Source organism: Thermoproteus uzoniensis 768-20 (assembly GCF_000193375.1).
GTDB lineage: Archaea > Thermoproteota > Thermoprotei > Thermoproteales > Thermoproteaceae > Thermoproteus > Thermoproteus uzoniensis_A.
The window spans coordinates 115,833-140,638 of record NC_015315.1 but is presented as its reverse complement, the minus strand read 5'-3'; the positions used below and the strand labels follow the sequence as shown (position 1 = coordinate 140,638).

23 protein-coding genes are annotated in these 24,806 nt (G+C 61.8%); 11 read left to right on the top strand and 12 right to left on the bottom strand.

The window, feature by feature from the left end:
• Positions 1–80 precede the first annotated feature (80 nt).
• Complete coding sequence (locus tag TUZN_RS00680; protein WP_052886270.1) at positions 81–1,040, top strand: ABC transporter ATP-binding protein; 960 nt, start codon at positions 81–83, stop codon at positions 1,038–1,040.
• On the top strand, positions 1,025–1,834 hold the full coding sequence (locus TUZN_RS00675) for an ABC transporter ATP-binding protein (RefSeq protein ID WP_013678983.1): 810 nt from the start codon (positions 1,025–1,027) through the stop codon (positions 1,832–1,834). Before TUZN_RS00680 ends, TUZN_RS00675 begins: the two co-directional genes overlap by 16 nt.
• Here TUZN_RS00675 and TUZN_RS00670 read toward each other — a convergent pair.
• On the bottom strand, positions 1,823–2,851 hold the full coding sequence (locus tag TUZN_RS00670; RefSeq protein ID WP_052885982.1) for a hypothetical protein: 1,029 nt from the start codon (positions 2,849–2,851) through the stop codon (positions 1,823–1,825). The two genes, TUZN_RS00675 and TUZN_RS00670, sit on opposite strands and share 12 nt — an antisense overlap.
• 104 nt (positions 2,852–2,955) lie before the next feature.
• Between TUZN_RS00670 and TUZN_RS00665 the strand changes: the two genes are divergently transcribed.
• From TUZN_RS00665 to TUZN_RS00650, 4 genes are read left to right on the top strand one after another with little or no spacing between them, the layout of a single operon-like run.
• Entirely contained in the window at positions 2,956–5,064 is a 2,109-nt protein-coding gene (locus TUZN_RS00665; protein WP_013678981.1) for an ABC transporter substrate-binding protein, read from the top strand.
• A gap of 28 nt (positions 5,065–5,092) precedes the next feature.
• Positions 5,093–6,133 carry an ABC transporter permease gene (locus TUZN_RS00660; protein WP_013678980.1) on the top strand — a complete coding sequence of 347 codons (1,041 nt, stop codon included), beginning with the start codon at positions 5,093–5,095 and terminating at the stop codon, positions 6,131–6,133.
• Positions 6,133–7,002 (top strand): ABC transporter permease, encoded by an 870-nt coding sequence (locus TUZN_RS00655; RefSeq protein WP_013678979.1) that lies wholly within the window; start codon positions 6,133–6,135, stop codon positions 7,000–7,002. Before TUZN_RS00660 ends, TUZN_RS00655 begins: the two co-directional genes overlap by 1 nt.
• Positions 6,999–7,181 (top strand): hypothetical protein, encoded by a 183-nt coding sequence (locus TUZN_RS00650; protein WP_013678978.1) that lies wholly within the window; start codon positions 6,999–7,001, stop codon positions 7,179–7,181. Before TUZN_RS00655 ends, TUZN_RS00650 begins: the two co-directional genes overlap by 4 nt.
• Here the strand turns inward: TUZN_RS00650 and TUZN_RS00645 are convergent.
• The 3 genes from TUZN_RS00645 to TUZN_RS00635 are packed head-to-tail and all read right to left on the bottom strand — an operon-like array spanning position 7,167 to position 10,200.
• Entirely contained in the window at positions 7,167–8,009 is an 843-nt protein-coding gene (locus TUZN_RS00645) for an SMP-30/gluconolactonase/LRE family protein (protein ID WP_013678977.1), read from the bottom strand. The two genes, TUZN_RS00650 and TUZN_RS00645, sit on opposite strands and share 15 nt — an antisense overlap.
• Positions 8,006–8,770, bottom strand: a complete 765-nt coding sequence (locus TUZN_RS00640; protein WP_013678976.1) for an SDR family NAD(P)-dependent oxidoreductase — start codon at positions 8,768–8,770, stop codon at positions 8,006–8,008. The genes TUZN_RS00645 and TUZN_RS00640 overlap by 4 nt, the downstream gene beginning before the upstream one ends.
• Complete coding sequence (locus TUZN_RS00635) at positions 8,755–10,200, bottom strand: aldehyde dehydrogenase family protein (protein WP_013678975.1); 1,446 nt, start codon at positions 10,198–10,200, stop codon at positions 8,755–8,757. Before TUZN_RS00635 ends, TUZN_RS00640 begins: the two co-directional genes overlap by 16 nt.
• Before the next feature lie 104 nt (positions 10,201–10,304).
• Between TUZN_RS00635 and TUZN_RS00630 the strand changes: the two genes are divergently transcribed.
• Positions 10,305–10,604 carry a UxaA family hydrolase gene (locus TUZN_RS00630; protein ID WP_013678974.1) on the top strand — a complete coding sequence of 100 codons (300 nt, stop codon included), beginning with the start codon at positions 10,305–10,307 and terminating at the stop codon, positions 10,602–10,604.
• On the top strand, positions 10,601–11,758 hold the full coding sequence (locus TUZN_RS00625; RefSeq protein ID WP_013678973.1) for a UxaA family hydrolase: 1,158 nt from the start codon (positions 10,601–10,603) through the stop codon (positions 11,756–11,758). The genes TUZN_RS00630 and TUZN_RS00625 overlap by 4 nt, the downstream gene beginning before the upstream one ends.
• Here TUZN_RS00625 and TUZN_RS00620 read toward each other — a convergent pair.
• Entirely contained in the window at positions 11,748–12,389 is a 642-nt protein-coding gene (locus tag TUZN_RS00620) for a GntR family transcriptional regulator (RefSeq protein WP_013678972.1), read from the bottom strand. The two genes, TUZN_RS00625 and TUZN_RS00620, sit on opposite strands and share 11 nt — an antisense overlap.
• 52 nt (positions 12,390–12,441) lie before the next feature.
• Here TUZN_RS00620 and TUZN_RS00615 point away from each other — a divergent pair, with 52 nt between their 5' ends.
• On the top strand, positions 12,442–13,566 hold the full coding sequence (locus tag TUZN_RS00615) for a mandelate racemase/muconate lactonizing enzyme family protein (RefSeq protein WP_013678971.1): 1,125 nt from the start codon (positions 12,442–12,444) through the stop codon (positions 13,564–13,566).
• A gap of 42 nt (positions 13,567–13,608) precedes the next feature.
• A complete protein-coding gene (locus TUZN_RS00610; RefSeq protein WP_013678970.1) occupies positions 13,609–15,591 on the top strand; it encodes a GH116 family glycosyl hydrolase in 1,983 nt (660 codons plus the stop codon).
• A gap of 322 nt (positions 15,592–15,913) precedes the next feature.
• On the opposite strand, the gene nagA is transcribed toward TUZN_RS00610, so the two are convergent.
• The 4 genes from nagA to TUZN_RS00590 form a co-directional block, all read right to left on the bottom strand.
• Positions 15,914–17,023 carry an N-acetylglucosamine-6-phosphate deacetylase gene (gene nagA / locus TUZN_RS00605; protein ID WP_013678969.1) on the bottom strand — a complete coding sequence of 370 codons (1,110 nt, stop codon included), beginning with the start codon at positions 17,021–17,023 and terminating at the stop codon, positions 15,914–15,916.
• A gap of 79 nt (positions 17,024–17,102) precedes the next feature.
• Positions 17,103–19,991: an alpha-mannosidase gene (locus TUZN_RS00600; protein ID WP_013678968.1), complete on the bottom strand. Its 2,889-nt coding sequence runs from the start codon at positions 19,989–19,991 to the stop codon at positions 17,103–17,105.
• 46 nt (positions 19,992–20,037) lie between these two features.
• On the bottom strand, positions 20,038–20,475 hold the full coding sequence (locus TUZN_RS00595) for a type II toxin-antitoxin system VapC family toxin (protein ID WP_013678967.1): 438 nt from the start codon (positions 20,473–20,475) through the stop codon (positions 20,038–20,040).
• Positions 20,441–20,686, bottom strand: coding sequence for a ribbon-helix-helix domain-containing protein (locus TUZN_RS00590; RefSeq protein ID WP_013678966.1), 246 nt, complete (start codon positions 20,684–20,686; stop codon positions 20,441–20,443). Before TUZN_RS00590 ends, TUZN_RS00595 begins: the two co-directional genes overlap by 35 nt.
• Before the next feature lie 112 nt (positions 20,687–20,798).
• On the opposite strand from TUZN_RS00590, the gene TUZN_RS00585 reads away from it, so the two are divergent.
• The gene (locus TUZN_RS00585; protein ID WP_013678965.1) at positions 20,799–21,509 is read left to right on the top strand and encodes an HAD family hydrolase; all 711 of its coding nucleotides are present in this window, start codon (positions 20,799–20,801) and stop codon (positions 21,507–21,509) included.
• Here TUZN_RS00585 and TUZN_RS00580 read toward each other — a convergent pair.
• The 3 genes from TUZN_RS00580 to TUZN_RS00570 are packed head-to-tail and all read right to left on the bottom strand — an operon-like array spanning position 21,504 to position 24,729.
• Positions 21,504–22,334, bottom strand: coding sequence for an SPL family radical SAM protein (locus TUZN_RS00580; RefSeq protein WP_013678964.1), 831 nt, complete (start codon positions 22,332–22,334; stop codon positions 21,504–21,506). The genes TUZN_RS00585 and TUZN_RS00580 overlap by 6 nt on opposite strands.
• Positions 22,331–23,485 carry an RAD55 family ATPase gene (locus TUZN_RS00575; protein WP_013678963.1) on the bottom strand — a complete coding sequence of 385 codons (1,155 nt, stop codon included), beginning with the start codon at positions 23,483–23,485 and terminating at the stop codon, positions 22,331–22,333. Before TUZN_RS00575 ends, TUZN_RS00580 begins: the two co-directional genes overlap by 4 nt.
• Positions 23,486–23,514: 29 nt before the next feature.
• Positions 23,515–24,729, bottom strand: a complete 1,215-nt coding sequence (locus TUZN_RS00570) for an Nre family DNA repair protein (RefSeq protein WP_013678962.1) — start codon at positions 24,727–24,729, stop codon at positions 23,515–23,517.
• Between the last annotated feature and the right edge of the window lie 77 nt (positions 24,730–24,806).

Below are 24,806 nucleotides of genomic sequence, written 5' to 3'. Positions count from 1 at the left end.
GGCTTTGATCTATAGCGGATAGGCGACTATTGTAGAGCAAAGCAAATTAATAGTGTCAACGATGAGGTGGCGTGGCGTTGATGGAGATCAGAGATTTGAGGGTCGTCTACCGGATGCCGGACCTAGGCCTCGAAGTCAAGGCGCTGAGGGGCGTCGACCTCGACGTGGAGCGTGGCGAGATATTGGGGCTTGTGGGCGAGAGCGGCTCGGGCAAGAGCACGTTGGCGCACGCCGTGATGCGGATACTCAAGCCGCCGGCCCGCCTCGTGTCGGGCAAGGTGATCCTAGATGGGGTGGATATACTGTCGCTGGATCAGTCCGTATTCGATAGGGAGTATAGATGGCGCCGCATCGCCTACGTGCCGCAGGCCAGCCAGAACGCGCTGAACCCGACCATGAGAGTCCTAGATCACTTCTTCGACACAGGGAAGGCGCACGGGCTGGGCGACAGGTCTGAGGTCGAGCGGAGGGCCAGGGAGCTCGTGGCCATGACCGGGCTCGACCCCGAGAGGGTGCTCAAGCTCTATCCACACCAGCTGTCCGGCGGGATGAAGCAACGCGTCTTGATAGCGCTCTCCCTCCTGTTAGAGCCCGAGGTGTTGATCCTCGACGAGCCCACGTCGGCTCTCGACGTGGTGACGCAGGCGGGGATTCTGAGGGCTATAAAGCAGGTGAACAAGAAGCTCGGCGTGGCCATAGTGTTCATAACGCACGACGTGTCCCTAATGCCTTCCCTGGCAGATAGAGTGGCCGTCATGTACGCGGGGAAGGTCGTGGAGGTCGGCCCAACCGACGGCGTGATATACGAGCCCCTCCACCCCTACGTGTCCGCCCTCATATCATCGATACCGTCTCTCTACGCCGACGTCGCGTCGGTGAAGCCCATAAGAGGCGAGCCGCCCAGCATGGTGGAGGAGATAAGGGGCTGTCCCTTCTGGCCCCGTTGCCCCTATGTAAAGGAGGTCTGTAGGGAGAGGGAGCCCGCTCTGAGCTCCGTCGATAATAGAAAGGTGGCGTGTTTCCTATGGAGCCCCTCGTAGAGCTTAGGGACGTCAAGGTGTACTTCGAGGAGAGCGCCGGCCTAATGAAGAAGAGGGTTGTGAAGGCGCTAGACGGCGTGTCGTTGACAATCAACGACGGCGACGTGATCCTGGTCGTCGGGGAGAGCGGCTCGGGCAAGACGACGATGGGCAGAGTCGTGCTGGGCCTCCAGAAGCCCACGTCGGGCCATGCCCTGTATAGGGGGCAGGACATCTATAAGCTGAGGGGCAGGGACTACGCCGAGTTCCGCCGCGCCGTGCAGTGGGTCCCGCAAGACCCCTACTCGAGCCTAGACCCCAGTTTAACCGTGAGGGAGGCGTTGGCGGCCCCCCTCAGGCGCTGGGGCTCAGACGACGTCGAGGGCGCGGCCGAGAGGCTGTTGGACCTCGTGGGGCTTAAGCCGCCCAGCCTATTCCTCGACAAGTATCCACACCAGCTGTCGGGGGGCCAGAGGCAGAGAGTCGCCATAGCTAGGGCCCTCGCCACCGGGCCGAAGTTGCTGGTGGCCGACGAGCCCGTCACCATGATAGATGCCTCGCTCAGGATAAGCATACTTGACGTCTTGGCCGAGCTGAAGAGGAAGCTCGGCATGTCGTTGCTCTTCATAACCCACGACTTGGCCATAGCGAGGTACCTCGCCTACAAGGCAGGGGGCGGGAGGGCGGTGGTTATGCACGGCGGCGTGATAGTCGAGGAGGGCGACATAGAGTCAGTAGTCAAGAGCCCCAAGTCGGCCTACACAAAACAGCTGGTCGAGTCGGTGCCGGACGTTAGGAGGCCGCTAAAGCTCTAGGTCCACGTAATATATCCTGGACCCCTTCCCGAAGCCCTCGAAGAGTATGGCGGCGCCGCTCCAGTCCACGAAGCCCATGCCGGCGCTCCTGAACTTGACGGGGCTCTCCACGCGGAACTCGCCGCCGTCGTTGTAGGCCACGACAAGCCTCCCCGCCGCTATCCTTATATATGGAGCCGTCGGGGCCTCGACGGACTGCCCCCTCCACTTCACGCGGCGTCCGTCCCAATAGGCCGCTGAGAGGTCGTCGGCCAGTACAGGCGCCGCGCTCCCGTCGAAGTCCTCCGCAACTGTGGACACGTACTCCGGCCTCATGGACGGCGTCCTCTGGCAGAGGTCCGGCGACGGCCTAAACCTAACCCTCTCGAGGTACAGAAGCCCCCTCCTCTCCACGTCGTAGGCCAACGTGTATATCCAGCCCCCGGCGTAGGCCTTAGAGCCCGACCGGTACATCCCGAGCTTGTTCCCCGCGGTATCCACGACGTCTATGAGGCCGTAGCCCCTTATCCTGAAGTACTTGTCCAACACGACGACGCCCGTGAAGTGGATCAGCCCGTCGGGCCCATAGGGCGGATAGTTGCCGCCCCCCACCGCGTAGTAGTACCTGCCGTCGAAGGCGACCCCCGTCAAGTTCATGTTGCCGCAACTGCCGCTGGGCACCTTCAGAACCCGCAAAGTCCCGTCGTACACGCCTATCCAAGGCACGCAGAGCTCTGTCGGGTGGGAGCAGGGAGACCAGAGATTGTACTGGGCCACCTCGCCGCCGCCGAAGAAGTAGACCCCGCCGACTATCTGGGAGCCCGTTATGTTGGAGTAATCGACGTCGCGTTCGAACGACCTCACGTTGTCGGCCAGAGCGACCACCGCGCCGCGGGCGTACAACACGGCGTAGTCCCCCCTGGAGCCCGGCACTATCTGGAACGCGAACATGTCCTCCCTCAGTATGACCCCGGGGTTCCACGCGAGGCCCCCCGGCAGATCCACGGGGAGCCTCCCCACCTCCTTCACCTTGACCATGGAGGCCGACATCGCAAAACTATATAAGCACAAAATGTATACAAATATATATTTTATATTTACATTATAGAAAAGATTTAAAAAGTTAAGCGGACTTGAGCTACATGGAAAGAATAAATCTGTTTATCGTGATAGCACTGGCGTTAGCGGCCGCGCTTATGCTACGCCCGGCGGCCGCCCAGTCCCTGCCGCCGATGACCCCCCAGAACACGCTGTACACCGCGATCATCACCTCGACGCCTTTGCTCTCCAACGCTAGCTATAACCCCAACGTCTTCAGCCCCTCCTGGAAGCAGTACGGCCTCACCTACGCATACCTCGCCCTGTACAACCTCAGTAGCGGCCAGTGGATACCGGATCTTGCAGATAACTGGACCATCCAGTGGATCACCAGCGGCCCGTTGGCCGGCTGGGTCAACATAACCATACATCTCCGCAAGACGGGCTGGAGCGACGGCACGCCATTCACGTGCTGGGATGTCTGGGCCCAGAACCTAATACAGTCGTTGTTCTTCGACGCGTTGGGCAACGTCACCATAATCAACAACTACACCTGTTCGATCCTAGTCCCGCCGGGCTCCTTCCCGGTAAATAACACTAATCTAATAATATTCTATATAATAAGCAATGGAGGACTTCCGATGTTTATAAATTATAAAATATGGAAACCATTAGTTGATAATATATCTAATTATTGGAATATCCTATATGCGGCGAACTTCGGCGTAGGGACCCCTGCGGAGATACAGAACGGCACTGCGTATGCGAGGCAGATGTTCCAGTATTTCAAGCAGTATAAGCCGCAGTTCACATTCCCGCCGCCCATGAACGGGCCCTTCTACGTGTGCAAGGTGACGCCGGCCGAGTACGTCTTGTGCAAGAACCCGTACTACTGGGCGGCGAACAAGATAGCAATAGACTACGTAGTTGTATATCAGTTCGGCTCCACGGCACAGCTCATACCGGCCCTGAAGTCCGGCCAGATAACCGTGTATGTAGGCTCCTTCCCGCCGAGCATATCGTCGCAGTTGCTCCAGAACCCGTATAACCACTACGCCTTGCTGACAGGCGCGCCGGGCTTCGGCCTATACTTCAACTTCTTGTGGCCCTATATCAACTACACTCAGGTCAGACAGGCGATAATATACGCCATAGACATAAACGCCGCCGTACAGGCGGCGGGCCCGCCGTACACCCCGCCGTTCACGCCGCTAAACACGTTAGTATCGCCGGCGATAAACCCGCACGCGCGCGCCGTCATGGATCAATACTTCCAAATAGCCGGATTGCCTCTGATCAACTACACATACGACCCGCAAAAGGCTGCGCAGTTGCTGGAGTCGGTCGGCTTCAAGAAGGTGGGCAACACCTGGTACACGCCAGACGGCAAGCCGTTCACCTTGACGATCTACATAGGCTCCGGCGACGCCTCCAACCCGCAGACCATGGCCGTGCTCTCCACGATAGCCAGCCAGCTGACCAACTTCGGCATAAGCACTTCGATCTATATATTCCCCGACGCGGCGTGGCCCAAGGTAGTCACAACAGACGCCGATAAGTACGCTCTGCTGTTCCGCTACATGACGCCTGGCTTCTCCATAATCGTGCCGTCGCTGTTCCCCGTAAACGGCTACTTCGAGGGCTATCCCATAAACATCACCCACTGGAACGGCGTGGTCCAACTGCCCATATCGCTGAAGTTGCCAAACGGCACCGTAATACCCGCGGGCACTCCCGTACGTCTGTTCGGCGGGAACTCAATACTGGGAATCTGCTCCAGCAGCGCGCCGGGCAACTACACGGCTCAGATAGACTGCATCGCCATATACGCCTGGCTGGCCAACAACTTCCCGTGGTTCATACACCTCTACACGCCGTACGCAATGGTCTGGTACAACGACCAATACCTACAGTTCCCGCCGAGCGACAGCTGGGTCTGGGCCGAGACGCCTTCGCTGGAGATAGGAGGACCCTTCTGGTGGAGCATAGTGACGTCAGTGAAGCCTAAGGCCGCCATGACCACCACAACCACGACGACTCCTGCGACTATGACAGTCACCACCACCTACTCGACTACTGTGATATCGGGCACTACGACGACTGTGCCCGTCACCACTACTGTCTCTGCAGTGCCGTCTTGGGTATGGGGCGTAATAGGCCTCCTAATAGTAGTCATAATAGTAGTGGCGGTACTGGCGTTGCGGAGGAGATAAATTTTTAAATAATAGATTTTTTCTTTTTGTGAATTGGAAATACCTAGCTAGAAGAATTGGAATTGCTATATCTACTATATTTTTTGTTCTATTATTAACATATATACTTTTCGAGTACTCTCCGCTGAAGCCGATAGACTATCTGCTCAATCAGTTAGGTCTAGTGCCTACCCAAGGCGGCGGGCTCGTGGCCTCTAGAGGCTCGCTTCTAAGCGGGACTCTGTCTCAGCAACAGTACGAGCAGATCGTGGCGTATCTAGAGACCTTTCTGCCGCACGGTAATCCTGTCATAAATGTCTTGAAATACATATACAATATACTTAGAGGAAATTGGGGTATTTCTTTGATATACATAGAGCCGGTCACTCTGTTGATAGGATCGGCGCTTCCGTGGACCCTATTCGTGGTGGCTACGGCGAATATCTTGAACTTCTTTATAGGAGTGTATTTAGGCCAGCTGATGGCGTACAACAGAGGCAAGAAGCTGGACCAAGTCCTCACCCAGTTCATAACTGTCAAGAGGGCTATACCGGTCTATATATACGCTGCCCTCTTCCTCATGTTCTTCGGCTTCTATCTACGTATTGTACCCACCTCTGGCGCCTACGGGGTCAACGTCACGCCGGGCCTTAACCTGCCGTTTATCCTAAGCGTGTTGCACCACGCCGCGATGCCCATATTCACCCTCTTCTTCGCCACCTTCGGCGGCTGGGCACTTGCCATGAGGGGCAACGTGATATCGCAGTTGGGCGAGGACTACGTGACGTACGCCGAGGCTAGAGGGCTTCCGTCGAGCTATATAAGGAGCAGATACGTGGGCCGCAACGCCATACTGCCGCTCTACACATCGCTGATAATATCTATCGGCTTCTCCTTCGCCGGATCGGTCTTCGTCGAGCAGACCTTCGCCTATCCCGGAGTGGGTAGCCTCTACGTCAGCTCCTTGACCAACAGCGACTGGCTCCTTGCGATGGGCATTTTGTTCATCATAGTGGTCGCCATAGCGGTCGGGATGATAGTGGCCGACTTGACGTATTCCTTGATAGACCCCAGAGTGAGGGTTGGGTGATGAAGACCGCCAGCATAAAGAGAAATTTCTCCCTCATCTGGCGTAGCCTTCCGGCGAGGTTCGGGCTCCTGGTGATAATAGCCTACGTGGTCATGGCCGCGGTGGGCCCCGTGTTGCTCCCGTACAAGCCAGTGTCTTTTCCCAACCAGTCGGAGATACTGCTCCCGCCGCAGCCCTGGCCGCCGTCTATGTGGCTCGGCACCGACATGACGGGGGAGGGCATATTGGTGGATATAGTTAACGGCGCGCCGTTCGTCCTCGAGGTCAGCTTCCTCGCCGGACTCTTCACCACCTTGATAGGGCTGGCCGTCGGCGTCGTCGCCGGCTACCTCGGTAGATACGTCGACGCTGTGCTTATGTGGATAACGGACACCCTCTTGACCATACCCAGCCTGCTCCTCGTCGTCATAATAGCCACCATGATAAAGACCGAAAACCCCCTAGTGCTGGCCGGCATACTGAGCATAACGGGCTGGACCGGCCTCGCGAGGGCCGTGAGGTCGCAGGTTCTGGCCATCAAGAATCTGCCCTACATAGAGGCCGCCCGCGTCCTCGGCCTCGGGACGGGCTACATCCTGTTCCGCGAAATCCTGCCGCCTCTGATGCCCTACATCTGGATAAACCTCATACTCAACGTCGAGGGGGCCATATACGCCGCGGTGGGCCTGTACTACCTGGGCCTCCTGCCCTTCAAGAACTACGACTGGGGGGCCATGATAAACTTCGCGCTACAGCTGGGGGCGGTCTACGGCACCAACGCCGTGTGGTACCTCCTCTTCCCCGTCCTCTTCATATCGCTCTACATGGTGGCGTTGATGGAGCTCGCATACGGCATAGAGGAGATCGTGAACCCGAGGCTCCGTAGATGACGCCGGAGCAGGGCCGCGCCGGCTACGCGCTCGCCGTCATAATCCTGATATTAGCCCTCTTCGCGCTCCCCTTCTCCAGCGGCGCCTCCCTATACGTCGATCTGATGGTGATAGTTATAGACTTGGCCTTCCTCGCCTACGTCGTCTTCTCGGTCAGGAGAAGCCTAAAATCTGCATAGGGAGGGGGCGAGGCCCCTCGCGTCCACCTCCACCTCTATCACGCGGCCGCTCCACTCCTCGCCGCTCCAGGAAGCCGTGGTGACGTACAACACGCCTAGGTCCGGCCCTCCGAAGGTCAGAGACGTGACGGCCTTGACGGGCATCTCTATCTCCTCGACCTTCTCGCCGGTGGAGGGATCCCAGCGGGAGATCCTGCCGCCCCTCGCGTGTGCGATCCAGAGGAGGCCCTCAGAGTCCACGGCTATCCCGTCGGGCCTGCCCGCCTCGCCCGACATGTCTATGGCCGTTCTGGCCCCCGACGCCTCCCCCCTCTCCAGGTCGAAGTCGAGGGCGTATATCCTCTTGACGGGGGTGTCCACGAGGTACATGGTCTTCCAGTCGAGGCTCCAGGCAATGCCGTTCGACACGGCGAGGCCGCTCAAGTGCTTCCTCACTTTCCTATCTAGGCCGAGGCTGTAGAGGGAGCCTGTCGGGGTGGCTAGGTCCAGATTCATGGTCCCGGCCCAGTATCTGCCGGCGGCGTCGCACTTCCCGTCGTTGAACCTGTTGTGCGGCATGTCCGCCTCGACGAGGGCCACCTCCTCAATTCCGCCGTCCAGATACACCCTGTAGAAGCCGTGGCGCAGGGTGGCGGCGAGCTCCCCATCGGCGTGGAGCTGGACCGACGTTACTAGGTCGGGCGTCCTCACGCCGCCTTCCCGGCCCGTGGAGAGGTCCAGATATCTGACGTACATGCCCTCTATGTCTACCCAATAGAGCCTGTCCGTCCGCGGGTCGTAGACTGGGCTCTCGCCCAGAACCGCCTTGTACGACCCTACGGGCCTCACAGCACTCCGGCCGTTATCTCCTCGGGGTCGGGCTTTCTGCTTATCATGCGGCCTCCGTCTATCACTATCTCGCTCCCCGTTATGAAGGTGTTGTAGTCGGAGGCCAGGAAGGCGAGGAGGTACGCCACCTCCCTCATCCTCCCCATCCTGCCGAGCAGCGTCGCGGCGCGTCTGTCGAGGTCTGGCGGCGCCTCCTCGGCTCTGTTGTATATAGGGCCTGGGGACACCACGAACGCCTGTATCCCGTATCTGCCCAGATCCACCGCCAGCGATCTCGTCATGGCTATGAGGCCTCCCTTGACCGTCACGTAGGGGAACGACCTCTCCAGAGGGAAGTGCGCCTGTATGGCCGCCACGTTTATGATCTTGCCTCTTATCCCCTTGGAGATCATTATCCTCGCCGCCATCTTGGAGAGGAGGTAGGGCGCGGTCAGGTTCAGCTCCAGCATCTCGTCCCACTCGTCGAGCTCCGTGTCGAGGACGGTGTGGCGGGAGTTCCGCGAGGCGTTGTTTATCAAGACGTGGATCACGCCGATCTCCTCCTCGAACCACTTGACGAAGGCCAGGACTTCGTCTCTCTTGGCCAAGTTAACTCTTCTGAAGATTATGCCGCGGGATTTCAACTCCTCGCCTTTGGCCTCGTCCAGCCCGACCCCAACCACTCTGGCCCCCAGCTCCGCGAACAGCTTGGCGGCGGCCTCCCCTATGCCGTGGGTCGCCCCCGTTATCAGCACCGTCTTCCCGTCTAGTCTAACCTCCATGCTATCACCTTCAGCTCAGTCATGGCGAGCATGGTGTGGTAGACGCCCTCGCGGCCCACAGCGCTGCGCTTGAAGCCGCCGAAGGGCAGAGCGTCCCACCTAAGCCTCGTCGTGTCGTTCACCATTATGGTGCCGGCCTTTATCCTAGACGCGAGCTTGTAGGCCCGCGCGAAGTCCTTCGTGAATATCGCGGCGTCGAGGCCGTAGTCGGTGGAGTTGGCGACCTCCACCGCCTCCTCGTCGTCCTCGACCACAACGACCGGGAAGACCGGGCCGAAGACCTCCTCCTTCAGAGCCCTGGCGCCGGAGCGCGCGTCGAGCCGTATCACCGTGGGCGGGAAGTAGAAGCCCTTCTCCGGGGCCTTCAGCTGGACCAATATCTGTCCGCCTCTCGCCACGGCGTCTTCGAGGAAGGCCTTCATGGACCTCACGGCGTCTTGGGAGATCAACGGCCCTATGTCGGTCCCCTCGTCGAGAGGGTCGCCGACTTTCAGACGGCGGACCTCCTCCGTTAAGACCTCGGCGAATTTCTGGGCCACCTCCTTCCTGACTATCAGCCTCTTGGTGGCGTTGCAGAACTGGCCGGAGTAGTCGAAGCGGCCGTACACCGCGGCTCTGGCGGCCTTGGCCAAATCGGCGTCCTCCAGAACTATCATGGCGTCGCTTCCGCCCAGCTCCATGATGAGCCGCTTGCCTCTCGATATGGCCCTAGGCGCTATCACGCCGAGGCCTGTCCTGTCAGAGCCGGTGAAGGTGATTAGCGCTATCTTGTCGTTTGTAACAAACTCGTCGCCTATCTTGGCCGGGTCGCCCGTCACCACGTTTATGCTGCCGGGCGGGAAGCCCGCCTCCAGCAATATGCCCGCTATCTTTATCTGCGTCAGCGGGGCGTTAGGCGCAGGTTTGTGCACCACTGTGTTCCCCACGGCGAGGGCCGGCGCCACCTTGTGGGCGAAGCTGGCCGCCGGGAAGTTGAACGGAGTTATCGAGGCGACGACGCCCACCGGCTCCCTCTTAACTATGGCGACTCTGTTCTCGTTCCCCGCCGGCCATTCGTACATCTCTAGAGGGACGAACTCGCCCGTCAAGGCCCGCCTGACCTCGGAAGCCGCCAGCTCGAAGATCTGGGCCGCCCTCTCGACCTCGAGCCTCGCGCTCTTTATGGGTCTGCCTATCTCCAGCGCCATGGTCCTCGCGAGGTCCTCAAGCCTCTGCCTTATGAGCTCCGCGGCCTTCAAGAGGAGCCTGGCCCTCTTAGCTATGGTGAGGGCTTGTATGGCCTTCAAGGCCTCGTGGGCCGAGTCTATCGCCGACCTGACGTCGTCTATGGAGAGATTCGGCACGTAGTCCACGGGCTCCCCGGTGGCGGGGTTGATCACGGGGGTCTTCTCGTCTCTGTCGACCCAGTTGGCCCCTATGGGCACCTTCATGGCATCTACCGCGGCGCGGTATTTTAAACTATTCTATATATTTTATGTAATTGTATATCGTGGAAAGCAGAAGAAGTTATATAAAGATAAGGAAAGGCCGGCGTATGTCTTTTAAGTTCGCCATACACCACAAGGCCGACAACGTGGGCGTGGCGATCGAGGACATAAAGGCCGGCGAGCTGGTGGCCGGCGTCTACATAGAGGATAGGTCCCCTGGCCCCTCGGTCAAGGCGCTCGAGGACATACCGCTCGGCCACAAAATAGCGTTGAGGGACATAGAGGAGGGCGAGGTCGTCGTCAAATACGGCAGGCCTATAGGGAAGGCCACTAGGAAAATAAGGGCGGGGGAGCACGTCCACGTGCACAACCTGGTTAGCACAAGGTGGAATTTCGGGAGGCGATGAGGACCTTCAAGGGCTACATAAGGGAAGACGGGCGCGTCGGCGTGAGGAACTACGTAGTTGCCATACCGGTGGACGACTTGAGCAATACGGCGGTCCTCGGCATAGCCAAGCTCGTCAAGGGCGTCGTCCCCATACCCCACCCCTACGGCAGGCTCCAGTTCGGCCGCGACCTACAGCTCCTCTTCCACATACTGGCCGGCACCGGCTCGAACCCCAACGTCGCCGCGGCCATAGTCGTGGGCATAGACGAGTCTTGGTCCAACAAAGTAGCCGACATGATAGCGAGGACCGGCAAGCCCGTCGAGGCCATATCCATAGAGGGGCGCGGAGATCTGAAGGCCATAGAGACGGCGTCCCGCAAGGCCGTCAAGCTAGTCCAAGAGGCGAGCGAGAAGCAGAGGACCGAGGTCGACGTCTCGGCCTTAACCGCCTCGATAAAATGCGGAGAGTCTGACACGACCTCCGGCCTCGCGTCGAACCCCGCCTTGGGCGCCGCCGTGGATAGGCTTATCGACATGGGCGCGACGGTGATGTTCGGCGAGACCTCTGAGCTGACAGGCGCCGAGGATATAGTCGCGTCGCGGATACCCGACCCGGCGTTGCGCGAGAAGTTCTACAAGATCTACAGAGAGTACGTCTCGGTAATAGAGGCGGAGGGCGCCGAGATGTTAGGCTCACAGCCGACCGAGGGCAATATAAAGGGAGGGATCTCGACCATAGAGGAGAAGGCGCTGGGGAACATACAGAAGCTGGGGACCAAGCCCATAACTTGCGTCCTCGACTACCTCGACCCGTTGCCGCCCGGCAAGGGCAGGCTCTGTTTCGTCAACACGTCGTCGGCAGCGGCAGAGTTCATAACGCTCGCCGCCGCCAAGGGGTCGGTCCTCCACTTCTTCACGACGGGCCAGGGAAACGTCGTGGGCCACCCCATAGTGCCGGTCATAAAGATCACGGCGAATCCCAAGACGGCCGCAACGATGTCGGAGCACATAGACGTTGACGTCTCCGACCTCCTGCGTCTCAAGATCAGCGTTGCGGAGGCCGGCGAGAGGATACTGGAGTACGCGTTCAGGGTAATGAACGGCAGACTGACGGCGGCGGAGGTGCTACAACACGAAGAGTTCTCCCCGATAAAGCTCTACATCAGCGCATAACGGCGAAGTTGTCCCTCAGAAACCTCAACACGTTGGTCTCGTGGAGCTCCATGTAATACTCGGCGTCGCTCTGGTTCCTCGACGCTATGGCCTCGAAGACCGCCCTGTGCTCCTCCACCTCCTGGCGCCTCCTCGACGTGTCGAGGAAGACCTGTAGCCGGGCAGGCGTGAGCCTCATCCTTATGTTGGCGAGCCCGTCGCGGAGGAACTTGTTGCTGGCCCCCTCAGATATGATCTCGTGGAAGGCGCCGCCGAGGGCCATCAGCCTGAGCGGGTCCGGGGAGACGTCTCTGCTACTCTCGACGGACATGGCCGAGACTATCTCTTTGAGCTTGTCAAGGACGTGTGAGGGGGCGCGGAGGGCGGCGAGCTTCGCCGAGGTCATCTCGAGGGGTATCCTGACCTCGTACATCTCCAGCACCTCTTCCTTGCTGAGGAGGGCCACGGCGTAGGACCTCCCCCTCTTCACCACGAAGCCGTCCCTCTCCAGGCGGGCGAGGGCCTCCCTTATGGGGGTCCTGCTCATGCCGAGCCAGGCGGAGAGGTGCTCCTCCTTCAACAAACGGCCGGGCGGCAGTCTGCCGTCGAGGATGGCTTCGAGTATAAGCCTATATGCCTTTTCGTGCAACATGGCGAATTTAAAAGAGCAACTGGCTTAAAAAGTTTTTTCTAGATTGAAGTACATGAAAATAACAAGGGTTGAGGGAATTCCGCTGTCGGTGCCGCTGGTGTCGACGGAGCCGAGGCAGATTTGGGCCGATGCCTGGAGCAGACAGGTGTTGGTTAAGGTCTGCGCCGACTCCGGCGTATGCGGCGTCGGGGAGATATTCATGAACACGTCGAGCTACGGCCCCTACCTATCTCTCATCGAGGAGCTGGGGCGCCACGTGTCCGGGCTCCCCGCAGACCCCAACGCCGTCGTCGACGTGCTCGAGAGGAGGACCTACTCGATAGGGAGGGGAGGCATCGTGGCGTCGGTCGTAGGGGGTATAGAGGTGGCCGTCTACGACCTCGCGGCCAAAAGCCTCGGCGTCCCGTTGCACCGCCTCCTCGGCGGGAAGCGGAGGGATTGGGTCAAGGCCTACGCGAGCCTGGCCCGCTACAAGACGTGCGGCGACGCGGAGAAGGTGGTCGAGTACGCCTTGGGCAGAGGCTTCAAGGCCGTGAAGTTGCACCAACACGGAGACGAGGTGGTGGAGTGCGTTGCCAGGATAAGGGGCGATCTGGGCTACGGCTTCGAGCTAATGGTCGACTTGAACACCACTCTCGGCAGGAGGTCGGCCCTCGGCGTCTTGAGGAAGCTGGAGAGGTACGAGCTGGCGTGGGTGGAGGAGCCCATATGGCCGCCCGAGGACTACAAGTCTCTCGGCCGTCTGGCGAGGCTGGTCGAGATACCGATAGCGGCGGGCGAGAACGAGTACACGCTTAGGGGATTCGCCGATCTGGTGGAGGAAGGCGGCGTCTCCGTGCTCCAGCCGGATGCGGCCAAGGTAGGGGGGCTGGGGAAGATGGTCAAGATAGAGGGGCTGGCCGAGGCGTTGGGGGCAATCGTGGCGCCGCACTCGCGGCCGCACTCGCTCTGGGCCAACATACTCGTCGCTGTCCATTTCGTGTCGACGCTCCCCTACGAGTCCGTGGTCGAGATACCGCCGACTCCGCCCGTCCAGGAGCCGCTCGCCGTAGCCGTCGAGTTCAAGGACGGGGCCGTCAAGGTACCCGACGTCCCGGGCATAGGGGTTAAGGACGACGGCTGGTTCGGCCTCTACCCGCCCAAGGAAGGCGAGGCCCTGGACTACCACTCGCGGTAGTGTATACAGAGCACCGTTTTAACTCTCATCGACGGTAGCTCCATGAGGCCTAAGCCGGGCCAGTCCGTGCCCATAGGCGGCATAGGGGCCGGCTACGTGGCGTTCGACGCAGATTTGACTATAGACAGAATGGCGCTATTCAACGATTGGTCCAACCCCATGAGGGTCGTCCGCGGGTTCCACCTGATCCTGCTCGGCGACGAGCCGGTGTTCTTGCAGAGAAATCCCGGCAGAAACGTCGAGACGCCGCCGCGCTACCGGACTGCCGAGATAGTCGACGTCGACGCAGTGTGGCCCAAGATAAGGTACTCCTTCGAAGGCCCCATAAAGGAGGTCGAGATCTACACGCCGATAGTTCAACGCGACGTGAGGAACTCCTCGTTGCCGTTGATATACTTCAAGGTAAGGGGGAGAGGCGCCGTAGCCCTCTCGTTCCCCAACGTCACGGGCAGAAGGTACGGGCGAGCCGCGTTCTCCGTACGTAGAGGGCCTCTCTCGGGCGTCCTCATGACCAACCTAAGGTCGTCGCAGTCCGACCCAGCCTACGGCGAGATATTCATAGGGTGCGTCGGCTGTAGGACCTACGCCGGCTACTCCCTCTACGTCCCCGCCGAGACGAGGGGGATGACCGAGGACATCTCGATATTCTACAAGCTGAGGGAGTCGGAGGATCCCGGCCACTACTACATAGAGAAGTACGCCAGGGAGGAGATGGCCGGCGTCGTGTGGAAGGAGATCGACGGCGAGGATCTCTTCGTCTTGACTTGGTACGCCAGGGGGAGGCCCTACCACTATCCCTACGGCCACTACTACGAGAACTGGTTCCCCGACGCAATAAGCATCGCCGAGTACGCCCTCGACAAGAGGCTCGAGCCGCGGCTCGACGTCGAGGCCGAGGGGTGGCTGAGAGACGCCCTCCTCAACAGCCTCTACGTGCTCTCGGCGACGTCTTGGCTCACCAAGGACGGCAGATTTGCCCTATACGAGTCCCCGTGGATAGCTCCGCTGATGAACACCATAGGGTCCATGACGTGGGACGGGGCCGGCTTCGCCTTGCTGGAGCTGTTCCCCGACCTGGTGGTGAGGGCCGACGAGGTGTTCGCTATGTATAGGAGAGGCGGCGAGATACCCCACGACTACGGCGAGGAGAGCATAGAGGATCCCATATACGGCGCGACGTACCTAACCCCGTGGAAGGACCTGGCATCGACCTGGGTCTTGATGATCTACCGCGACTACTACTACACAGGCGACGTGGAGATCTTGAGGAGGAACATAGACGCCATGAAGGACGCCGTGGATTGGCTAATGTCGCTCGACAGAGACGGCGACTGCGTGCCGGACTCGCGGGGAAGGAACGACAACTCCTACGACGGCTCCAACATGTACGGGAGGGTCGCCTACGTGGCCTCTCTCTTCCTCTGCGCCCTGACCGCCTACATAAAGGCGGCCGAGAGGCTGGGCCTCAAGCCGGAGCCCAAATACCTCGAATGTCTCGAGAGGGGCAAGCGGTCCCTCGACGAGCTGTGGAACGGCAGGTACTACGTGGCGTGGGCCGACGGGCCTAGGCGCAAGGACGCCTGCATGAGCTCCCAACTCCTCGGCCAGTTCTGGTGCGACATGCTGGACCTCCCGCCCATAGCGCCCGACGATAAGGTGGCGGCGGCTTTGAGGTCCATATACGAGCTCGGCATGAGGGCCTCTAAGTACTGCATACCCAACTCGGTGACCCCCGACGGCAAGCCCGACGAGGAGACGCCCCAGCTCCGCTCTTGCTGGACCAGGGTGAACTTCGCCGTGGCTGCCCACATGTTGTTGAGAGGCATGGAGAGGGAGGGGATGGAGGTGGCGTCGAGGGAGTGGAGGACGATAGCGGAGCTGGATCCCTGGAACATAAACTCCCGTATAGACGCCGTCGAGGGGAGGAACGTGGGGCTCCAGTACTACATAAGTAGCCCTACGGTCTGGCTGGTCTATTTGGCCGAGAGGAAGAGGAGAGGTCTTTGGCCTCCCAAAAAGCGTTGATGTTTTACCGCGCTGAGGGCCGCCTCCTTATGCGCGCCCCCAGGATACCAGCAAGTTCCATAGGGTCCTGGCGGCCCTCTCCCTGCACTTGGCCCGCTCCTTTGCGTCCGGTATGCCCTCGCATATCTCGTCGGCGAACATCGATCCGCTTATTGATGCGGCTATAAAAACCTTTTGCTTAAGCACAAAGAGGATTTTATGTAAATACAAGCTATATTATTTTTGTTTAAAGGATCTTGATATATGGGGAAATAAGGCTATGCTGATATAATAGTAAAGCATTGAGAGAGATCAAGTATTGTCGGCTTTACCTCAGCTACACTCACGTTAAACTCCAGAGGAGTTGTCCGCCCACGAGCGACGCGGCGGGCTTGAAGCCTCTGTCGAACACCGCTATGTCGGCGGCGCATCCCGGCCTTAGACAGCCCAGATCGCCCCTCCCGACAGATCTGGCGGGCGCTGTCGTCGCGGCGGCCAACGCGCGTCTGGGGTCTACGCCTAGGCTTATCAGATTCCTCACGGCTTGATCCAACGTGATGACGCTGCCGGCGATCGTGCCGTCTTCGAGAAACGCCCTCGGCCCCTCGACGCGGACCTCGACGCCGCCCAGCCTATATACGCCGTCGCCGAGGCCCGCCGCGGCTATCGAGTCCGTCACCGCCACGGCGCGGTGCCCCGCCGCCTCGACCACGACCCGCACGACCTCCGGCGCCAGGTGGACGAAATCCGCTATGAACTCGACGTAGACGTGCTCCGACTCCAGGAGGGCCAGCGCGGGCCCCGGCTCTCTGTGGTGGAACCCCCTCATGGCGTTGAATATGTGGGTCGCCCTAGAGGCGCCGGCGATCACGGCGGCCTTCGCAGTCTTGTAGTCCGCGTCGGTGTGGCCCACGCTGGGCACCACGCCGGCTCTCGCCAGTGCCGATACCAGCTCCAGCCCGCCCTCAAGCTCGGGCGCGACGGTCATTATCCTCAAGACCCCGGTCGATATGTAGGCCTCCGCCTCTCCTAGATCCGGCCTCCTGATATGCCTGGCGTCCTGCGCGCCCCGTCTGGCGGGGTTTATGAAGGGCCCCTCCATGTGCACGCCCAACACCCTCGCGCCGCCCCCGGCGTAGGCTCTCACGGCCGCTAGCGCCCTCTCCAAGACGGGGCGGGGCGCCGTCACTGTCGTCGGCGTTATGGACGTGACGCCGTATCTCAAATACGCCTTGGCCAGCTCCCCCAGCCTCTCTGGCGAGGAGGTGAAGTCCACGCCGCAACATCCGTGGGTGTGGGTGTCCACGAGGCCGGGCGCCGCTATGTATCCTCTGAAGTCCAGATCGAAGGGGCCGCCCGAGCCGATCCCGACGACGCGCCCGTCCTCGACGGCCAGAACCGCGTCGTGGAGCTCCTCGTAGGGTGTGTAGAGGACGTCGAATCTGATCCTCATGATGCGCCGCTGCGAGGGAGCTCCCGCTCACGGCGGCCCTCTCGGGCCTCTCGCGGGGCGAGGGCTGTACTACAGCCCATCACTTGATTTTAAGTGTTACTATCTCGTAGTTCCTGTAGGAGAAGCGGACGGAGTCGCCGTCGACGGACAGCTCCCTGGCCACGTCGCCCAGCTCCAACAAGTCCGTGGAGCGGACGGACGACGGCTTGAACCAGAGCCTCAAGACGCCGGTCCCCCTCTTGTTGTAGGCCTCGTACAGCCTCACGACCACGCCGTCGCCGTCCTCGGCCCTCTTGACGGACTCGAGCAAGAGGTTGTCCTGCGGTAGCTCTCCGAAAGACCTCGAGCCGCCCCTCCCCGAGACGACGAACGGGCGGTATATGGCGGAGTAGGCCTCTCTCGGGATCGAGGCGGCGCGCCAGTCGCCCAAGTGGGGCTCCAGGACGACCACGGCCTCGTTGTCCTCGGCGTCGGCGAGCGGGTCGGGGAATATGGGCGTGGTGGCCAGGCTTATGCCGACTCTCGCCCCCCTCACGGTCGCCCCGTGTTTCGAGTCGGAGAACACCGCCACGCCGTAGTCGGCCTCCGATATGTCGAGCCAGTGGAGGAACGGGACCTCGAACCTCGCGACGTCCCAGCTGGTGTTAGTCGTCGTGGGCCTCTCCACGTTGCCGAAAGGCACTTCGAAGACCGCCTTGTCTGCGTTTAGGTCGAAGTGGAACCAGAGCTTCAACAGCCTCTCCCTATCGCGCAACGAGGTCCTCACGACTATCTCCAAGCGCCTCTTGCCGGCGTAGACCCTGACCCTCTCCTCGACTGTCGACTTGAGGAACTTGAAGACGAGGCGCAACGACGCCCTATAGGGCCCCGCCTCGACCACCTCGGCCTTCTCCAAGGCGGCCCTTACGCCGGAGTCCTCGAAACGCGGCTCCACGTCCCAGGCGTCCCAGACGGGGATGTTCTCGTGGGCCACCAAAATGTTCCCCTCGCCCCTCAGCGCCTCTCTGCCGGCCTCCTTGTCGAATATGGACTTGAACGCCCCGGTGGCGCCGTCGACGACGACCCTCAGATATTTGTTCTCGAGGACGAAGTCCCCGCCGGCCGCGACGGCGGTTGCCCTATCGCCGACGTCTGCCGGCTTGACCTCGGCGTAGCCGAGAGGCGGGAGCTCGACCGGCGCTAGGCAGCCGTCCTCGGCCTCTTGGCACCCGGCCACTCGCGCCTGGACGTATTCGAGGCGCCTCCACGGAAGCGAGTTGAACGCGATAGGCGCGCCGCCGGGGCCCGCGAGGACCGCGGCCGCCCTCTCCGCCTGTGATTTGGCCCTCGCAATTATGTCCTCGAGCTCCGCGTAGACGGTTTTGTAGACGTCGTTGATGGCGCTGCCGGGAAGCACGTCGTGGAACTGGTCCTTCAACACGACCTTCCACAACGGCCTCGCGTCGAAGTCCAGGCCGGCCACGGCGCTCCAGAGCTCCGCCTCTCTCAGCCAGCGCTCGGCCTCGGCGTGTAGCCGCTTCATCTTGCTGTGGGACGTGTAGACCCCGCGGTGTACCTCTACGTACAGCTCGCCGCGCCACCGCGCCTTGGGCTTGGGCTCGTAGGGCCCCTCTAGCTGGACCGACGGCAGGATCGGCATCTCGTCCACCGCCTCGGCCCTGTACAGCATCTCCTCCGTGGGCCCGCCGCCTCCGTCCCCCCACCCGAAGGAGTAGAGGATGGGCCCCCCGCCGTTCCAGGACCTGGCCTGCTCCAGTACTGACTTGGCGGTGAAGTCCGAGTTGTAGCCGCCTTTGCCGAAGCCGAAGGCCACCGCAGGTATGGCAGTTCCGTCGAGCGCCTCCCAGAAGAACTCGTTGTAGGGGAACCTATTGGTGTCGTTCCACGCCACCTTGTGGGTCGCGAAGATCTTGAAGCCCGCCAGCCTGGCTATCTGGGGCAGTTGCGCCGAGAAGCCGAAGGTGTCGGGGAGCCAGAGTATCTCGGCGAGGCGGCCGAACCTCTGGAGGAAGTACCTCTGGGAGTACAGCATATGCCTCGCCAAGGACTCTCCCGCCACTACGTTGGTGTCCGGCTCCACGTAGCCGCCGGCGAGCACCCAGAGGCCCGCCCCTACGGCGTCCTTTATGGGGCCCAACAAGCCCGCCTCCTCGGCCCACTCGTAGTAGAGCGCGCTGCTCTGCAGGAAGCGGAACCTCCGCCTCGACATCAAGGTCAGGACCGTCGAGAAGGTCCTCTCGACCTTCCTCCTCGTCTCGTCGAAGTTCCAAAGCCACGCCGCGTCTATATGGGCGTGCCCGAACGCCGCCAGGACGCCGCTCTTGCCGTAGCGCCTCCTCAACTCGGCCAGCCCCTCCCGGAGGGCCTTGAGAGCTCTCCCGAAGTCGGGCCTGGTCTCCCTAAGCCCAGCCGCCTCGGGCGAGAAGCCCTCCGGCAGATAGTCCAGGAGGTAGGAGTACCGCTTGTCGAAGAACAGAGCCACCTCTATCTGGTCGGGCGTCACGCCGAGGAACAGCCCCCTCAAGGCTGAGTCCACGACGTCGAGTATCTCCTCCGCCTGCTTCCCGGGGCCGAGGGCCTCCGCCAGCTCCAACGCGGTGGTTGCGTAGGCCCAGAGCCTGAACCCCTCCTCGTCCCTCTCGGCGTAGATAGGCGCGCCGGGATTCGCGCCCACCCTCTGGCCGAAGTCGGCGTACGGCGTCATCCTCAGCTCGACTCTGTGTCTGCCCGGGGGGAGCGGGGCGTAGAGGTGGGCGTTGTCGAGGCCGAAATACGGCTTGCCGTCCAGCAACACGAGCGCGGAGCCCTTCCTGTCCTTGAAGAAGAGGAGGGCCCCCTCTCCGGCCTCCACCTGGAGGGACCCGTCGGCCTCCCACCGAAGCCTCTTGATATTCCTAAAGGACGCCGCGAGGGCCAGAAAAGTCCGCCTCCTCAGCGGCTCCAGCCTGGCCTCCCAATCGTTCGACATGTCACCTAGATAGACGGCCGTTAAAAAGGCACTCTGTATACCGAGCTCAGACCAGCACGCAGTCGAGGCCCTCGGCCCTCGCCGCGTCGCACAGCTTGGCGTCGCCTGTCGCCAACGTCGAGGCGGTCGCCTTCGCCGTGGCTATCTGCAAGGCGTCGGCTATGTAGAGGCCGTGGCGCTCCACGTAAGGCGCCGAGGCCAACACGGCCGAGACGGTCAGCGGAATTACCTTCATGGAGCCTATCCTCGTAAGCCTCTTGACGTCTCCCAAAAGCCTGTTCTTGAGCCTCGGGTATAGCTCCGGCGCGCCCGCCCTCCGGACCGCCTTGTGCAGAGCCGAAAGAGCCTCCCCTATGTTGAACGCGTTCAGGACTAGCGTCGCCTCGCCGCCGTAAGCCGCCACGAAATACCTCCTGACCGCGTCGGAGCCCTCCTCCTTCACGTACCTCTTAACGAGCGCGCTGGTGTCTAGACACAGCCTCATCCCTCATCTCGCGAACCACCTTCGACGCCTTCACCCCCAGATCCACAGGCTCGAAGTCGAGCTCCTCCCCGGCCTCCTGCACCTCGCCGAAGTACTCCCTCAGTATCCTCTCGAGGAGCTCCGAGGTGTCCAAGCCCTCCCTCACCGCCTCCTCCTTCAGACGGCGCCAGACAGACGCGTCGATATATATACTTGTACGTATCTTCTCCACAAAGTAAGAAGATAAGAGCATATATAAGTCTTGATGCGGCGCGCCGCAGGCGGTAGTACGTATCACCGCCGGCCGGCGGCCAACTTTTTTATTCCGCGGTGGCGGATCCCCCGTGATCAAGGCCGTGTTGTTCGACTTCGACGGCACGCTGGTCGACGACTCCGACGCCAAGAAGAGGGCGCAGTTCGCAGTCGCCAAGTTCTTGACCGAGAGGTACGGCGTCAGGCTCCACAAGACGGCCGACCTCATAGCCCAGATAGACGAGGAGATGGACGAGAGGCAGATATACTCTCGGGAGGAGAGATGGCGGGAGCTCTTCAAGAGGCTCGGCCTGCTCTACGACGAGGAGATAGGCGCGTCCCTCACCGATATGTACTTCTCCGAATACTTGCGGGCCTCGCGTCCCTTCAAGGACGCGCTGGTCCTCCTCCACTTCCTCAAGGGCAGAGTGAAGCTGGGCATAGTGACGGACACCGACGGCGTGCCGGGGCTCAAGAGGGAGAGGCTGAGGAGGAGCGGAGTCCCTCTAGAGCTCTTCGACGTGGTCGTCGTGGCGGGGGAGGACACGGGCTTCACAAAGCCCAGCGCCACGCCGTTCAGCTTCGCCATGGCCAAGCTGGGGGTCGGGCCCTGGCAGGCCGTGTACGTGGGGGATAAGGCATACGCCGACGTCCCCGGCGCGAGGGAGGCGGGGATGTACACCGTCATAATCCGCAGAGGGAGGCAGAGCGAGCCGAGGTCGCCGGAGCAGAGGCCGGACCTCGTGCTGGGCTCCCTCGCACAGCTCCAGTTCGCCTTGAGGTGGCCCGAGAGGAGGCTATAGGAACTCGTCGAGGCCCCGCCCCCGCCTCGCCTCCCTAGCCGCCCTCCACTCCTCCTCGGCCGTTCTGCAGACAACGCCGAGCTCGGCGCATTTGGCCTTGATCTCGCGGGACTTCTCGGCCCACCAGCCTCGGCCCGGCCTCGCCTCGACCCCGACTGCGGCCAGCATGGAGTCGGCCCCGGGCCGCGGCCTATATCTGTCCAGAGTCACCTCGCTCCCCGTCTTCCTCGCCACGTCGAGGATAGGCCCGTAGTCCCCCTCGCCGTCGTTGACGCCGGGCATTAAGGGGCCTAGAAATATCCAGGTCCTGACGCCGAGCTCCGACAACATGTGGAGGGCGCGCGCCCTAGCCCTAGGCGGAGGCGCCCCGGGCTCCAACAGGCGGGCGACGTCTTCGCGGAAGGTGGTGATGGTCACGCCGACGTCGACCCTATCTCTGTAGACGAACAGGAGGTCCATGTCCTTGAGGACGTAGGTCGACTTGGTCTGTATAGACGCCTTGAAGCCAGCCGGGAGCAGTATCTCGAGGGACCGGCGCGTCAGCCTGTACTTGGCCTCGACCGGCTGGTAGGGATCCGTCACGGTGGATATTCCGACGACGCCCGGCCTTAAGGCATTGACCTCGCGGGCCAACACCTCGGGGAGGTTCACCTTCACGTAGACGACCTCCCCCCAGAGATCGCCGGGCTCCCCCCTGGTGAAGTCCCTCGCGTAGCAGTACCGGCACCCGTGGAGGCAGCCGAGGTAGGGGTTTAGGGCGTAGTCGTACTCGGGGAGGCCCGACCTGGCCAGGCCCCGCGACGTCCTTATCTCGACGACTCTCACGGAGGCTCCGCCCTACACCTATCCGCCGACGCCTCGAAGCTCGACACCTTCAGAGGCCGGGCGTAGAGGGCGCCGCCCTCCTCGTAGAACACCGCGGCGTTGTCGGCGTAGGCCGAAAGCCCCCTCTCCTCCGACACCGAGACTATCAGCGGTATGCCCGCGTCCCTAAGAAGGGCCGAGTTCCTCCTGAAGGTCTCCAAGGCGAGGTCTCGGCCGAGCAGGGAGAACTCCACGTCGAGCCAGTCGGTGATGAGGACGTCGGGCCGCACCTCCTCGATAGCCCTATAGAGGCCGTAGGTCAGCCACCAGTACTTATCCGGCCTAACCTCCACCCTCTTCGCCACGACCTTCCCGCCCAGCCTCTCGACGTATGCGTGGAAGCGGAGGGGATCGACGCCTCTGGCCGCGAAGAGGACTGTCGCGCCGCGCTTGGATATGTTCGCCGCAGTCCTCGCCAAGAACTTCAAATAGGACGTGGTGGCCGGCGCGACGAAGACAGTCACGGAGCCCGGCTCCAGAGGCCCGAGCAGCGTGTCGATGCAGGTGTCGGTGGCCAGCGGCTGGCCGGCCCTCCTCCTAGCCGGCTTGAGCTCGTCCAGAAGGACTAGGCCGACGCCCTCGACGATCTCGAAGGCCTTGATGAAGCCGGCCGGCCTCCCCCTCATCTTCTCGAAATCCATGTAGCGGGTCGGGATGCCCCGCTCGGAGACCTTCCTGACGAGGTGGATTATGTTGTCGGCTATATAGCTGAGCGGGTCCGCCCCCTCCTCCTCGGCCGTCAGCAGTATGTCGACGCCGGTGGGTCTGAGGGCTCTGTACATGACGTTGGTGAGGTGGCCCCTCACGTCGAGGCCCTGCAGTTGGCTGATGGAGTCCATCACGAGGAGAGAGGGCCCCTCCTCTGTGGCGAGCGCAACGACGTAGTTGAAGACGTCCTCCGCCTTGACCAAGACGGCGTCCCATATATGGGCCTTGCTCAAGTCGTAGCCGAGAGCCGCCGCGTTCTTGACCAACGTGTCCTTGTCCTCGTAGAAAGACACCCAGAGGACCCTCTCCCCGCGCCTCAGCCTCTCGGCCGCTATATGCGCCGCGAAGGTCGTCTTGCCGGTCCCAGGCCTGCCGTAGACGAGCGTAATCCCCTTGAGATCCACTCGACAAATGGCGTAATGGGTTTTAAAGCTTAGAGGGCCGTCTTGAGTATCTTCACGAGGCGGGACTTGGAGTACCAGACGTCGAGCGGCAGGCGGAGGTGCGAGGCCATGTAGGCCAAGGCCTCCCCGAGGTCGTCGAACTTCTCGGGCCGCTCCCTGAATAGAGCCCTCACGTTCTCCCGCACGAACCAGACCCCCACGGGCAGGTCGAAGCCGGGGTAGATCTCGCGCCACAACACCACCGCCGCCTGCCTCCCCATGGCGCGCAGGGCCTCGGCCGCCGCCAGCCTCGCCGCGTAGTAGCAGCCGCCGATAGACGGATAGGTCGTCCTCCCTTGGGGGCCCTCCCAGTCCACCTCGACCTCCGGCGAGCCCCCGAAGTAGTTCCAAGTAGTGCCGGGCCACCAAGCCTCGCCCCACTCGTACATGAATCCCCTAGGCGCCAGGAGCCCCACGAAGGCGTTGCCGCGCGTCCTCCTCACGTAGACCAGATAGCGGTCGAGGACCGGCATCCTCCTAACCTCGGCCAGCAGGCGGTCGGACAGCTGTTTGTCCACCGCCGTGATGCTCCAGCGGGTCGGCACCAGCCTCCTCCGGCGGCCCACGCCGAGAGCCCCCACGCTCAGCATCCTCGATATCCGGTGCACGTCGATCCCCGACCTGTAGAGGTCCCACACAGCCTCGCCCGCGGGGTAGTCGAGGTCGTTGTAGGCCCTCTCCACGGCCCTCTCGGGAGGCGGGAGCGAGCCGAGGCGGAGGGAGCGCAGAGGGGAGGCTGGGCCGAAGGGAGGCGCGTGCTCGTCCAGGACAGGCTCGGGCCTCAGAGGCCTTTTGAGCTCCAGCTCGACCTCCGCCGGCCGCGGCGACAGGGAGAGGAGCTGCACGTCTTGGAGAAGGCGGCTGGGGCTCCTCGCGGAGCCCACGTCGACCTCCACCGAACCGCGCGCCAAGATCAGGCGGGAGGCCAAGAACTCCTCGATGCTCATCTCCAGCCACGCCCTGGGATCCTCAAGCCTAGACGTGTCCCCCTCCACGGGAGGCACCGAGGGGTAGACCCTCACGCGGGGCCACCCGACCCTCCCCACGAAGACGCTCGGCGGAGAGGAGCCCGCCACCGAAGACCTGCCGGCGACGGCCTCCACGTACTGCCTAACCCTCGCCCTGACCAAGACCGGACAGTAGGGCAGGCCGCAGAGCATCTTGGTCCCCCTACACCTAATACACAGCGACGGGTCTATCCGCACTCAGAACACCCAAAAGGTAAATATAAACGCGACGGGCGCGTCCAGCAGAAGGCCTGCCGCCGGCTGGCTCTGCGCGT